General features: G+C 35.6%; 12 protein-coding genes and 1 riboswitch. Of the genes, 9 read left to right on the plus strand and 3 right to left on the minus strand.

The window, feature by feature from the left end:
* Positions 1-898, plus strand: an 898-nt coding sequence (locus BU038_RS10140; protein ID WP_142402599.1) for an MFS transporter, incomplete at its 5' end; no start/stop codon positions are given.
* Positions 899-1,121: 223 nt separating this feature from the next.
* On the opposite strand, the gene BU038_RS10145 is transcribed toward BU038_RS10140, so the two are convergent.
* Together BU038_RS10145 and BU038_RS10150 are read right to left on the minus strand one after the other, a co-directional pair.
* Complete coding sequence (locus BU038_RS10145) at positions 1,122-1,253, minus strand: beta-class phenol-soluble modulin (RefSeq protein ID WP_107605944.1); 132 nt, start codon at positions 1,251-1,253, stop codon at positions 1,122-1,124.
* A gap of 558 nt (positions 1,254-1,811) precedes the next feature.
* Positions 1,812-2,186 carry a DUF3899 domain-containing protein gene (locus BU038_RS10150; RefSeq protein WP_107605945.1) on the minus strand — a complete coding sequence of 125 codons (375 nt, stop codon included), beginning with the start codon at positions 2,184-2,186 and terminating at the stop codon, positions 1,812-1,814.
* A gap of 286 nt (positions 2,187-2,472) precedes the next feature.
* Between BU038_RS10150 and opp3b the strand changes: the two genes are divergently transcribed.
* The 8 genes from opp3b to thiC all read left to right on the plus strand — a co-directional run bounded on the left by opp3b (position 2,473) and on the right by thiC (position 12,168).
* A complete protein-coding gene (gene opp3b, locus BU038_RS10155; protein WP_023015802.1) occupies positions 2,473-3,399 on the plus strand; it encodes an oligopeptide ABC transporter permease in 927 nt (308 codons plus the stop codon).
* Positions 3,399-4,466, plus strand: coding sequence for an oligopeptide ABC transporter permease (opp3C, locus tag BU038_RS10160; protein WP_107605946.1), 1,068 nt, complete (start codon positions 3,399-3,401; stop codon positions 4,464-4,466). Before opp3b ends, opp3C begins: the two co-directional genes overlap by 1 nt.
* A 14-nt stretch (positions 4,467-4,480) precedes the next feature.
* Positions 4,481-5,563 carry an ABC transporter ATP-binding protein gene (locus BU038_RS10165; RefSeq protein WP_107605947.1) on the plus strand — a complete coding sequence of 361 codons (1,083 nt, stop codon included), beginning with the start codon at positions 4,481-4,483 and terminating at the stop codon, positions 5,561-5,563.
* Positions 5,553-6,596 (plus strand): ABC transporter ATP-binding protein, encoded by a 1,044-nt coding sequence (locus BU038_RS10170; RefSeq protein ID WP_241963171.1) that lies wholly within the window; start codon positions 5,553-5,555, stop codon positions 6,594-6,596. The genes BU038_RS10165 and BU038_RS10170 overlap by 11 nt, the downstream gene beginning before the upstream one ends.
* Before the next feature lie 13 nt (positions 6,597-6,609).
* Positions 6,610-8,277, plus strand: coding sequence for a peptide ABC transporter substrate-binding protein (locus BU038_RS10175; protein WP_107605948.1), 1,668 nt, complete (start codon positions 6,610-6,612; stop codon positions 8,275-8,277).
* A gap of 168 nt (positions 8,278-8,445) precedes the next feature.
* On the plus strand, positions 8,446-9,432 hold the full coding sequence (locus BU038_RS10180; protein WP_107605949.1) for an MsnO8 family LLM class oxidoreductase: 987 nt from the start codon (positions 8,446-8,448) through the stop codon (positions 9,430-9,432).
* 21 nt (positions 9,433-9,453) lie between these two features.
* The gene (locus BU038_RS10185; protein ID WP_107605950.1) at positions 9,454-10,068 is read left to right on the plus strand and encodes a GNAT family N-acetyltransferase; all 615 of its coding nucleotides are present in this window, start codon (positions 9,454-9,456) and stop codon (positions 10,066-10,068) included.
* A gap of 86 nt (positions 10,069-10,154) precedes the next feature.
* A riboswitch (TPP riboswitch) is annotated at positions 10,155-10,253 on the plus strand.
* Between the two features lie 169 nt (positions 10,254-10,422).
* Positions 10,423-12,168, plus strand: a complete 1,746-nt coding sequence (gene thiC / locus BU038_RS10190) for a phosphomethylpyrimidine synthase ThiC (protein ID WP_107605951.1) — start codon at positions 10,423-10,425, stop codon at positions 12,166-12,168.
* 61 nt (positions 12,169-12,229) lie between these two features.
* Here thiC and BU038_RS10195 read toward each other — a convergent pair whose 3' ends face one another.
* On the minus strand, positions 12,230-12,517 hold the full coding sequence (locus BU038_RS10195) for a hypothetical protein (RefSeq protein WP_107605952.1): 288 nt from the start codon (positions 12,515-12,517) through the stop codon (positions 12,230-12,232).
* Positions 12,518-12,800 lie beyond the last annotated feature (283 nt).

The following is a 12,800-nucleotide window of genomic DNA, read 5'->3' on the forward strand; positions in this document are numbered from 1 at the left end:
GACTATTACAGATCTAACTGTAACACTTGTGTTTGATACAAGTCTTATACATTTAGTAGGAGAACATTTAATTGAAAATACAGTATCTAATAGAAGTGCGATAGAAAAAATGATTGCTATAGTATCACCTATGATAGCAGGAACAATTTACTCTCTAATCCCATTAAAAGATTTTTTGTTAATTCTTTTATGTACTGAAATACTTGCATTACTTAGTGCTCTTTTTATAAATTATCCGAAACATATTTCAGACGATCACGCTAGTTTAAGTGATATACGTTTAAATAAAGGCTTTCTATCCTCTGCCAATTATTTATGGTCTCATAAAGATATTCTGTTACTAGTATTATTAGGTGTTTTCATAAATTTTCAATTATCCTTTTTAAATGTTGGTATACCTTCAAGCTTTACTCAGTATTTTCATATGAGTGCATCTAACTTAGGTATTATGCAAGTAGCTACTCCTTTAGGCATGATCCTAATCGCTATAATTTATCCTATGATTAAATTGAAAAGTAGTGTTTGGGAAAAAAACGCTCATGGTCTATTGATTATGTTTCTTTCTATATTGTTAATTACACTTACCTTTGTTTTCAAATTCAATAATCTCATGATATTAGTTATATTTATAATATCTAGGTTATTGCTAGGAATTGGAATTCAATACACAAACATACCTTCAATAGTATATTTTCAGAAAAATATTCCTGATAAAATAAAAGGTAGATTTTTCGGGTTTTTAAATAGTACTGTTCAAAGTATCGCTCCAATAGGATTTTTACTAGCAGGAATTCTTTTTAGCATTAACAATATATTTTTTATAATATTATTTTCTATCTCAGGAATACTTAGTTTGTTTTTATCATTATACGCATTACAATTGAAAAATAAATTTTAGCTGACTATTACACTGGTTAGTAGAGGAACGCAAAATTGAAAGACTCTATACTATTTAGATTTAGTCAGTAGTCAGTAATCACTGTACAGTTGGAGTAATACGTGACATCTATTGTATGTGGAAGTAAAAGTTGAGCATCTACAATTGATTTTCAAGCAACATAAAAAATGTAACCTCAACAATAATTTTAATCAAAACGTTGAAGTTACCTTAATCTTTTAAATTAACCAAAGAAACCAGAAATAACATCAATACCTTGCGCTAATGTTTTAGCGATATTAGTTCCCATCGTTACCCAATCTTGATTTAAACCTGATTGAGTTGCTTGACTGATAGCATCAATAACACCTGACATAAAATATTTTCTCCTTCCATATTGCAAACTCGATTTTGAGTTAAGCAAAAGTGCCAATGAGTGTCTTAAAATGGTAGCTCTAATGAGCATATTTTGATTCGAATTTTATACATCAGCCGAATTTGACAAAGAGCCAAATAAACCAGATGTTCGGGCTCTAATTCAGAGTTCGAACATCTGGTTTTTGTTTGTCCTGAAAATACAGTTGTGTTTTTGAAAGAAAGAGACCATTTCATAATTAACGGCTGTTTATGGAAGTTTTTAACAAAAAGTTTAGCTTCAATATTCAAAATGTCAGTTAATTCTTTCTATAATTTGTTGGAAATACTAATATGAACGTATTTATTCATATAAAAAATACAGAAAATAGAAAAATATCGCATATTTAATTTACTTGTTTGTTACTGGAATTTTGATTTTGTATGTATTATTTGATTTGTGAATAACTTCCTATGTATATCTCGAGTAGACAGTTGAAGTTAAATCTTAAATGCTGAAAGTAATAAAATATGCGAAGAAAAAGCAGCAAAGTGAAATCACTCTGCTGCTTTTTTGTGGTTAAAAAGTAAAAATTGCTAGCAAACATAAAATAACATAAACCACATTGACCACAGTCAAATAGATCGTCCAACGCTCTACAATGTAGAACTCTCTTTTGACTTGTTTAGGATTGATGAATTCGTCATCAACATGTGCTTTGCGATGTTTGGCACTAGACATTTGGTAGCGCAAACGTCTAAAACCATAGCTTGTCGCATCGAAGATACCGTCTTGAACTAAGACGAAAATGAAGCCGACAATGAAAAGCATCATACTGACAATGAATAAAATGTCGATAAATTGGGTCCACGTATGCTCGCGAAACAGCCAAATAATCAAACTTAAAACAGGTGAGAATATTGCCCAAAAAATCCATTTGAAGTGTCTATTCATATCACGATAACCTCTCGATTCATTAAAAATTTAAAAGTAATTCATCAGCATTTATTTAGTAATAACTATAAAGTTTTTTTAATAGAAATACAAGAAACAAAAAGTGCGTAATCTATTGATATTGCTATATTTGTTACACATGTGTGACGGAACTTTTTGTTATAACATTTAAATTATTCAAAAAATTATGTTGATTTTGAATGTAAATTACCGATATACTAATATTAAAATATTTCTGATAATTTAGAAGGGAATGTTTAATTTGAATCTATAAGGGGGATTGTCAATGCTTAGATATATACTCAAGCGTTTTGGGTACATGCTTATTTCTTTGTTTATCATTATGACTATCACTTTCTTCTTAATGAAATTGATGCCAGGTTCACCATTTAATGATGCAAAGTTAAGCGCAGATCAAAAGGAGATTTTGAACGAGACCTACGGTTTGAATGATCCAGTCATTGTACAATATTTGCACTACTTGAAAAATGTAGTCACAGGAGATTTTGGGGTTTCATTCCAATATCATAACCAACCAGTGTGGGATTTAATTCAACCTCGTTTGATTCCGTCGATTGAAATGGGACTTGCGGCGATGGTCATCGGGATTGTTTTAGGATTGATTTTGGGGGTTGCAGCAGCAACAAAACAAAATACATGGGTGGATTACTCAGCGACAGTTATTTCAGTTATCGCTGTTTCAGTACCATCATTCGTATTAGCAGTATTATTACAATATGTGTTCTCAGTAAGATTAAGATGGTTCCCAGTAGCAGGTTGGGAAGGCATTTCAACAGCTATACTGCCATCACTCGCACTTTCAGCAGGCGTACTTGCGACAGTCGCACGATACATACGAGCGGAAATGATCGAAGTGCTGAGTTCTGATTATATTTTACTTGCGAGAGCCAAAGGGAATTCGATGATGCGTGTGCTATTCGGACATGCGTTACGAAATGCGTTGATTCCAGTTATCACAATCATCGTACCGATGTTAGCTGGAATTTTAACAGGAACACTTACAATCGAGAATATCTTCGGGGTTCCAGGACTAGGGGATCAATTCGTAAGATCGATTCAAACGAATGACTTCTCTGTCATTATGGCAACCACTCTTTTATTCAGTACGTTATTCATCGTATCGATTTTCATTGTGGATATTTTATATGGAATTATCGATCCGCGTATTAGGATACAAGGAGGTAAGAAATAATGGCAGAAGACAAAAAACAACATTTGCATGGAGATTACTCCAACGCAACGCTTACACATACTACAGATGGCGAGAATGTGCCAGATTTTATCTTAGTAGAACAAGACATCGAAAAAGAGCCGGAAATTCAGCGTGAAAGTAAGAACTTCTGGCAAGATGCATGGAGCCAATTAAGACGAAATAAACTCGCAGTTGTCGGTATGATTGGATTAATTTTAATCATCATCATGGCACTTGTGGGTCCTTTAATCAGCAGTCATGATTATGCTGAACAAGATGTAGACCGCAGAAACTTGCCGGCAAAAATACCTGTCTTAGACCAAATACCTTTCTTACCGTTTGACGGTGTAGGTGCAGATGGCAAAGATGCATATAAAGAAGCAGGTGTAAAAGAAAACTTCTGGTTTGGGACTGACCAATTAGGTCGTGACTTATGGTCACGTACTTGGCAAGGAGCACAAGTATCATTGTTCATCGGTGTAGTCGCAGCCGCATTAGATATCTTTATCGGTGTGGTTTACGGGGCGATATCCGGATTCTTTGGAGGACGAACAGATGACGTCATGCAGCGGATTATAGAAATCATCGCTTCTATTCCGAACTTGATTGTCGTAATTTTATTCGTATTAATTTTCGAACCTTCAATTTGGACAATTATTTTAGCAATGGCCATCACTGGGTGGATTGGCATGAGCCGTGTTGTTCGTGGTGAGTTCTTAAAATTAAAAGGACAAGAATTCGTATTAGCATCACGCACATTAGGGGCTTCTAAAGGGAAATTGATTTTCCGTCATATTTTACCGAATACATTAGGTGCTATTGTTGTAACTTCAATGTTCACAGTACCAAGTGCAATTTTCTTCGAAGCATTCTTAAGCTTCATCGGTATCGGTGTACCGGCACCTAAAACGTCACTTGGTTCATTAGTAAATGACGGACGCGCGATGTTATTGATTCATCCGCATGAATTATTTATTCCAGCATTGATTTTAAGTTTATTGATTTTATTCTTCTACTTATTCAGTGATGGATTACGTGATGCATTCGATCCGAAAATGCGTAAATAAGGGAGGCAAAAAGGATGTCAGATAAAATATTAGAAGTAAACGATTTGCATGTCTCCTTTGATATTGATGCTGGAGAAGTGCAAGCCGTACGTGGTGTAGACTTTTATTTGAGAAAGGGAGAAACCCTGGCAATTGTAGGTGAATCAGGTTCTGGTAAATCAGTGACAACTAAAGCGCTGACAAAACTTTTCCAAGGAGATGCAGGACGTATCAAAAAAGGAGAAATCTTATTCTTGGGGGAAGATTTAGCACAAAAACCTGAAAAAGAATTAATCAAACTAAGAGGTAAAGATATCTCTATGATTTTCCAAGATCCGATGACGTCACTGAATCCAACGATGCAAATCGGCAAACAAGTGATGGAACCTTTGATTAAACACCGTAACTATAGTAAATCACAAGCGAAAAAACGTGCGCTAGAAATTTTAGAAATGGTTGGTTTGCCTAATGCGAAAGAACGTTTTAAAGCCTATCCCCACCAATTTTCAGGTGGGCAGAGACAACGTATTGTCATCGCGACAGCGCTCGCATGCGAACCGAAAGTCTTAATCGCAGATGAGCCGACAACAGCATTGGATGTAACAATGCAAGCACAAATTTTAGACTTAATGAAACGCCTGCAACAAAAAATTGATACATCGATTATTTTCATAACACATGACTTAGGTGTTGTCGCAAATATCGCAGACCGTGTCGCAGTTATGTATGGCGGACAAATGATTGAAAGAGGCGAAATTGATGAAATATTCTATGACCCTCAACATCCGTATACTTGGGGACTGTTATCTTCAATGCCTGACTTAGAAACAGGTAATGATATTGAACTAACAGCAATTCCAGGGACACCGCCAGACTTACTACATCCACCAAAAGGTGATGCATTCGCACCACGAAGTCAATATGCATTAGATATCGACTTTGAAGAAGAGCCGCCATGGTTTAAAGTGTCACCGACACATTTTGTGAAGTCATGGTTATTAGATGAAAGAGCGCCGAAAGTTGAACCGCCAGAGCTTGTGAAACAACGTCAAAGAACAATGGCGAATAAGTTCGATAAACCACAACGACAAGAGGGGGTGGCGTTCAATGAAGGATAATCGCGAACAAAAATTCAATGAATCTAACACAGCAATTGAACAACAAAGACACATTGAACAAGAACAAAGGGAAACAGCTGAACAACGTCATCAAGCACCTTCGCAAGAAGTACTGCTTGAAGTCAATAACTTGAAACAATACTTCAATGTCGGCAAGCGTAATGAAGTACGTGCCGTTGAAGGTATCTCGTTCAAGATATTCAAAGGGGAAACATTTGGCTTAGTTGGAGAATCTGGTTGCGGGAAGTCAACGACTGGAAAAGCATTAATTAAGTTGAATGATGCGACAGCTGGAGAAGTTTATTACGAAGGGGTTAACATACAAGATATTAAAAAGCGTAAGGATATGTTGAAATTCAATAAGAAAATTCAAATGATTTTCCAAGACCCTTACGCTTCATTGAACCCGAGATTAAAAGTGATGGATATCGTTGCAGAAGGCATTGATATTCATAAATTAGCAAAGAATACGAAAGATAGAAAAAAACGTGTGTATGATTTATTAGAAACAGTTGGTTTGAATAAAGAGCATGCGAACCGTTATCCGCATGAGTTCTCAGGTGGACAAAGACAACGTATCGGTATTGCGCGAGCATTAGCAGTAGAACCAGAATTCATCATCGCAGATGAACCGATTTCAGCACTAGACGTTTCAATTCAAGCACAAGTGGTCAACTTATTGTTGAAACTTCAACGTGAAAAAGGGATTACGTTCTTATTCATTGCCCATGACTTATCTATGGTGAAATATATTTCAGATAGAATCGCAGTGATGCATTTCGGTAAAATTGTAGAGTTAGGAACAGCGGATGAAATTTATAATCATCCTTTACATCCTTACACACAATCTTTGTTATCAGCGGTACCTCAACCAGATCCTGAAAGTGAACGTACAAGAACACGTATCGTCTATAAAGAGGATACCGAAAAGAATTCTGAACGTTCATTACAAGAAGTCTTTCCAGGACATTATGTCTTCGTGACAGACGAGGAAGCACAAGAATTAAAACAAAGATCACAACAAACAGTGTAAGGGGGATAAAGCGATGAAGAAAAAATTAATTTCATTAGCCATGATGCTTGCTGCAGCAGCCCTCATACTCAGTGGGTGCAGTCAAGGCGGCGGTATTTATGATGATAAAGGACAAGTTTATCGTTCAGTATTATCACAAGATATGAGTACACTAGATACAGTGCTTGCGACAGATACAGTTTCATTCAATGTTTATAACCAAGTTTATGAAGGGCTATATTCATTAGATGAAAAAGACCAAGCGATTCCAGCAATTGCTAAGAAAATGCCGAAGAAAAGTAATGGCGGTAAAACTTTAACAATTGAAATGAGAAAGAATGCAAAGTGGTCTAACGGTGACCCAGTTACAGCTAATGACTTTGTGTTTGCTTGGAAAAAAGCGCTGAAACCTGAAACGGCTTCTGAATATGCATATATTATGTATGACTTGAAGAACGCACAAAAGATTAACGAAGGTAAAATGTCTCCGGATAAATTAGGCGTTAAAGCCTTAGATAAACACACACTTCAAATTGAATTAACGAAGCCATTACCATATTTCGATCAAATGTTAGCTTTCGGAACATACATGCCGCAAAATGAAAAAGTTGCGAAAAAGTATGGTAAAAAATATGGGACAACTGCTGATAAAGCTGTCTATAACGGTCCTTTTGAATTAACGGATTGGAAAGTTGAAGACAAAATTTTAATGAAAAAGAATGATAAGTATTGGGATAAAAAAGCAGTCAAGCTAGATAAAATCAGCTTTAAGGTTTTAAAAGATCAACAAGCAGGTGCATCGTTATATGACACTGGTTCTGTAGATAATACAGGTATTACATCAGAACAAGTGGAAAAATATAAAGATAGTCCAGCACTCTTTAAGCGCTTAAAAGCTTCAACGTTCTTCTTGAAATTAAATGAAAAAGAACAAAAAGAATTCAAAAATAAAGATATGCGTTACGCGGTTGCACAATCGATCAATAAAGAAGCATATGTAGATAATGTTTTAGGAGATGGATCTAAACCATTTGATGGCTTTACAGCGAAAAAGACCGCTTTATTACCAGATGGTAAAGATTATGCGACGACTGTAAAATCACCGCTTAAGTATAATCCAAAAGCAGCCAAAGATCATCTTGAAAAAGCGAAAAAGGCATTAGGTCAAGATGAATTCACATTTACATTAAATACTGAAGATACACCAAGTTCTAAGATTTCAGCACAATTTATTAAGTCGCAAATTGAAAAGAACTTACCTGGTGTCACAGTCAATATTAAACAATTACCATTCAAACAGCGTGTTACAGCAGAGTTAACAATGAATTATTCTATGTCACTTTCAGGTTGGGGACCTGACTATCCAGACCCAATGACGTTCTTAGATACAATGACAACGGATAATGCGCAAAACAATACAGACTGGAGCAGTAAAGAATTTGATAATATGCTGAAAGAAGCAAACAGTTCTTTATTAAAACAACCAGAAAAACGTATTGATAAATTAAGAGAAGCGGAAGAATTAATGTTAGGAGAAGCACCAGTTGCGCCTATTTACCAACAAGGTGCTGCTAGTTTACGCAACCCTCAACTTAAAGGAATTGTGTATCATCAAATCGGTGGTGAAACTACATTAAAACACGCTTACATTGATAAGAGTATCGATAGAGAAACAGGTAAGAAAAAGAAAGATAAAGAGTAAGAAACAAAGGGATAATTTTTCACTCAATAAGGGGATTTAAATATTGAAACACGGTCAGATATGGCCGTGTTTTTATTTATGAATTTTTTAAATAAAATCGTAGTCTTTGACTTTATTACAGCTTAACCCTAGCATGACAATTAAGAGAGAAGAATAGGAGAGGGTTATATGTTGCCGGTCAGTATATTAGACCAAACGCCCATTACTAAAAATCAAACGTCACAAGAAGCTTTAAAACAAACGGTAGAACTTGCGCAACTTGCAGATCAATTAGGATATACACGTTATTTAGTTGCTGAGCATCATAATTTAAAAGACGTTATTGGAACGTCTCCAGAAATCTTGACAATGCATTTATTAAATCAAACCCAAGATTTACGTATTGGTTCCGGCGGTGTCATGTTGCAGCATTATCATCCGCTTAAAGTAATCGAACAGTTTCATTTAATGGATGAGCTATCTAATCACCGTGTGGATTTAGCGGTAGGAAAAGCACCGGGAGGATACCCTAAAGTTACAGAAATTTTAAAAGAAGAGTTAAAAGAAAATTACTTTTCGTTTGATGAAAAGTTTAAGATATTGAATCGCTTGAATACTCAAAATTTCGATGACGCATCTAAATACACGGGATTAAAAACAGCAAAACGTCAAAGTGAGACATCTAGTGTGCCTGTGTATTTACTTGGTACGAGTTTGAATTCAGTGATACAAGCAGCAGAAGCTAAAGTCGGTGTGATTTATGCATTCTTTATTAATGCGGACCAAGAAGCATTGGAAGAAGCTTTAGAAGCTTATAAATCTCGCTTTCCAGAAGGACGTTTCATTGTGAGTATACCTGCAATGGTTACTGCAGATGATGATAATCAATTGCCATTTCGATTTTCACAACGTCAATATGAATTAATCTCTGAAGATGGCAGAAGGACGATTTTAAATACTAAAGCACAAGTCGAGGATTATTTATCACAAAGCGATGAAAAATTTGAAGTGACAGAAAAGCGTATGTATATTATTAGTGGAAATAAGGAAGAAGTTCAAAACAAGTTAGATGAGATTAATAGAAAGCACATGATTGATGAATGGATGTTGCATATGCCGATTCCAAATCATAAATTAAGAATGAATACAGTAAGACAACTTGCACCAACAAATTAGAAAGAAAAAGGAGCGCTAAGCGTGGATGATACTATAAAAATAACTTCGGCATCACGTGATTTCGATCAAGCTGGGCATTTAAGCTATGTTGCGATAGGCAATATGTGTCATGCGATGTTAGGCAGTCAAAACGAACAACTCATAGAACATTATATGCAGAAAATGTATCGTAAGAAAAAGAATCGTTTTAGCTATGAACATACACTGCAAGCAACCATTAACGATAAAGTTGCAGGGCTTATGACATGTATGCCATATCGTGATTTAGAGAGAAGTTTAATTCCAACAGTGATTCAAATTGCTTTGTTGAAACATATCTTCGTATTGCCGCATATTTTGAATTATTATCAATCTATTCTTTCACTGATTCGTATGCAAGAAGGTGAAAATGATGAGTACCATGTCAGTATGTTATCTGTTTCGTCAGAGTTTCAGCGTAGAGGTGTAGGACAAGCGTTGCTAGCAGAAGCGGAAAATAAAGCAAAAGCAGCAGGATATAATAAGATATCGCTAACTGTAAATCAGGACAATTATAAAGCAACCGCTTTGTATCAAAAGTTAGGTTATGAAAAAGTAGGAGAAGCTAAAGCCTCGATGATTACATTAAATAGAATGAGAAAACACTTAATTCAATAACATAACAATGACTTTTAAAATGTGATACCGCACATTGACTTGTATAATGAATTGTTGAATGTTAGTATAAAATTGTAAATTAAATAACTCATTGCTAGGGGTGCCGAAAAGGCTGAAAGATATACCATCAACCCTTTGAACCTGATCTAGTTAGTACTAGCGTAGGGAAGCGTACATAGATGATTAAGAAATAGAAATTCAATATGACGAGGGGTAAGCATAGTGTTATGTTTATCTTTTGTTGTATATGTATAAAATCCTTGCGCATTCATAAAATTATGAATGCGTTTTCTTATTTGTCTTGTCTTGATGTTTTGTAGGCCTCCTAGCAGTGATGCAGGGAGGAATTATTTTATGAAACAAGAAGAAATTGAATTGAAAAAAGGTTTTCCAGCAAGCAGACGTGTCTTTAAACAAGGGGCAGATGAAGATATTCGTGTGCCGTTTCGTGAAATTGAACTCAGTGATACCGTGACAGATTACAGCACACAAAAGAACGAACCTCTTACAGTATATGATACAGCGGGTGTGTATCATGAAGAAGGTTATGAAGTAGACGTTCAAAAAGGTATTCCGCAGTTACGTTCTAACTGGATTGATGCACGTGAAGATGTAGAAGCGTATGAAGGACGTAAAGTACAATCCATTGATAACGGCTTTAAAAAAGAAGGACATCATAAGTTCGTTGAAACTCCGTTCAAATACCAACCTAAACGTGCACAAGAAGGTAAACGCGTAACGCAAATGTATTATGCGAAACAAGGTATCATCACAAAAGAAATGAAATTTGTGGCAGCACGTGAAGGTGTTGAACCAGAATTTGTCAGAGATGAAATTGCGAGAGGCCGCGCAATTATCCCTAATAATGTGAATCATCCTGAGTCTGAACCGATGATTATTGGTAAAAATTTCCAAGTTAAGATCAATGCGAATATCGGTAACTCAGCGGTGTCTTCATCGATTGAAGCGGAAATTGAGAAATTAGTATGGGCGACACACTGGGGTGCAGATACAATCATGGATTTATCTACAGGTAAAAATATTCATGCGACACGTGAATATCTATTAAGAAATTCACCAGTTCCTGTAGGTACAGTTCCAATTTATCAGGCATTAGAAAAAGTGAATGGTATTGCGGAAGACTTAACATGGGAAATCTATCGCGATACGTTAATCGAACAAGCGGAACAAGGTGTAGACTACTTTACTATCCATGCGGGTGTATTACTACGTTATGTCCCATTAACTGTTGATCGTTTAACAGGTATTGTTTCTCGTGGTGGTTCTATCATGGCACAATGGTGTTTAGCACATCATGAGGAAAGTTTCTTATATGAACACTTTGATGATATTTGTGAAATTTTAAATCGTTATGATATTGCGGTCTCTTTAGGAGATGGATTAAGACCAGGCTCAATTTATGATGCGAATGATGAAAGCCAAATTTCAGAATTGAAAACATTAGGTGAATTAACGGATATTGCTTGGAAACATGATGTTCAAGTGATGATTGAAGGACCGGGACATATTCCAATGCATAAAATTAAAGAGAACCAAGATTTAGCAGATTTCTATTGTAAAGAAGCGCCTTTCTATACATTAGGACCTCTAACAACAGATATCGCACCAGCCTATGACCATATCACTTCTGCTATCGGTGCAGCACAAATCGCAAGCCATGGTACCGCAATGCTTTGTTATGTCACACCTAAAGAACATTTAGGTTTACCAAATAAAGATGATGTACGTGAAGGTGTAATCACTTATAAAATTGCAGCACATGCGGCAGATTTAGCTAAAGGTTTGAAAGGTGCATCAGAACGTGACGATGCAATTAGTAAAGCGCGTTTTGAATTCCGTTGGATTGACCAATTCAACTTATCTTTAGATCCAGAGCGTGCGCGTGAATATCATGATGAAACATTACCAAAAGAGTCAGCGAAAGTCGCACACTTCTGCAGTATGTGCGGACCTAAATTCTGTTCAATGCGTATTTCGCACGATTTACGTCAACATCATTTTGATGAACAAGAAAGACAAGATGCGATGAAAGAAAAAGCAAAAGACTTCGTAGAACAAGGCAGTAAAATCTATCAATAATTAAAAATAAATCAAAAAAATAGCGCCAGTACAAAATTTAATGTACTGGTGCTTTTTTTACTTATAATGCATGGAAAACCGCAATGAAAACTGTACCGATATAAAAAGTCAGACTCGCGTAAATCCAAAAATAATTCGTACCGATAGATTCAGCACGTTGTTGTGCATTATGGAAGAACGGAAGGTTACCGTTTTTAATCAATGAAATGCCCACAAAGAATGCAAAAACGACAAAGGAACCAATAAATAAAATTGTATTAATAACCATATCGTAATGCACAAAAAGACTATACCCCACATAAATCGTTGCTGCGATACAAGCTACTGTTCTTATTATTGTAGAAAGCATGTGCTACACCTCTCATTCATCTTATATCATTATTATATAACATTTAAGTTAATAGAGGTATTACTATTTAGATTGTTCAAGACAAGAAAAGAAAGCGAGAACTAACTTTCTAAATCACTGAGAATGGAACAGAGCAATTAAAATGGTAGCACCAAAGAAACAAAGACTGATTAGAATCCAAAAGTACTGAGGTTTTCTAATTTTAGATACTTTCTTGTAATGATGAAACAAAGAATCAGTAGTTTTAGACTGTTTCTTTTTACTAAGTTTTGAATTAAAGCGA

The sequence above is a fragment of the Staphylococcus simulans genome, assembly GCF_003043455.1.
Taxonomy (GTDB): Bacteria; Bacillota; Bacilli; order Staphylococcales; family Staphylococcaceae; genus Staphylococcus; species Staphylococcus simulans_A.

Bases quoted from the DNA above. Each gene is read 5' to 3' on its own strand.
- BU038_RS10170 (WP_241963171.1), top strand. From the start codon at position 5,553: ATGAAGGATAATCGCGAACAAAAATTCAATGAATCTAACACAGCAATT.
- opp3C (WP_107605946.1), top strand. From the start codon at position 3,399: ATGGCAGAAGACAAAAAACAACATTTGCATGGAGATTACTCCAACGCA.
- opp3b (WP_023015802.1), top strand. From the start codon at position 2,473: ATGCTTAGATATATACTCAAGCGTTTTGGGTACATGCTTATTTCTTTG.
- BU038_RS10145 (WP_107605944.1), bottom strand. From the start codon at position 1,253: ATGTCAGGTGTTATTGATGCTATCAGTCAAGCAACTCAATCAGGTTTA.
- thiC (WP_107605951.1), top strand. From the start codon at position 10,423: ATGAAACAAGAAGAAATTGAATTGAAAAAAGGTTTTCCAGCAAGCAGA.
- BU038_RS10195 (WP_107605952.1), bottom strand. From the start codon at position 12,517: ATGCTTTCTACAATAATAAGAACAGTAGCTTGTATCGCAGCAACGATT.
- BU038_RS10180 (WP_107605949.1), top strand. From the start codon at position 8,446: ATGTTGCCGGTCAGTATATTAGACCAAACGCCCATTACTAAAAATCAA.
- BU038_RS10150 (WP_107605945.1), bottom strand. From the start codon at position 2,186: ATGAATAGACACTTCAAATGGATTTTTTGGGCAATATTCTCACCTGTT.
- BU038_RS10165 (WP_107605947.1), top strand. From the start codon at position 4,481: ATGTCAGATAAAATATTAGAAGTAAACGATTTGCATGTCTCCTTTGAT.
- BU038_RS10175 (WP_107605948.1), top strand. From the start codon at position 6,610: ATGAAGAAAAAATTAATTTCATTAGCCATGATGCTTGCTGCAGCAGCC.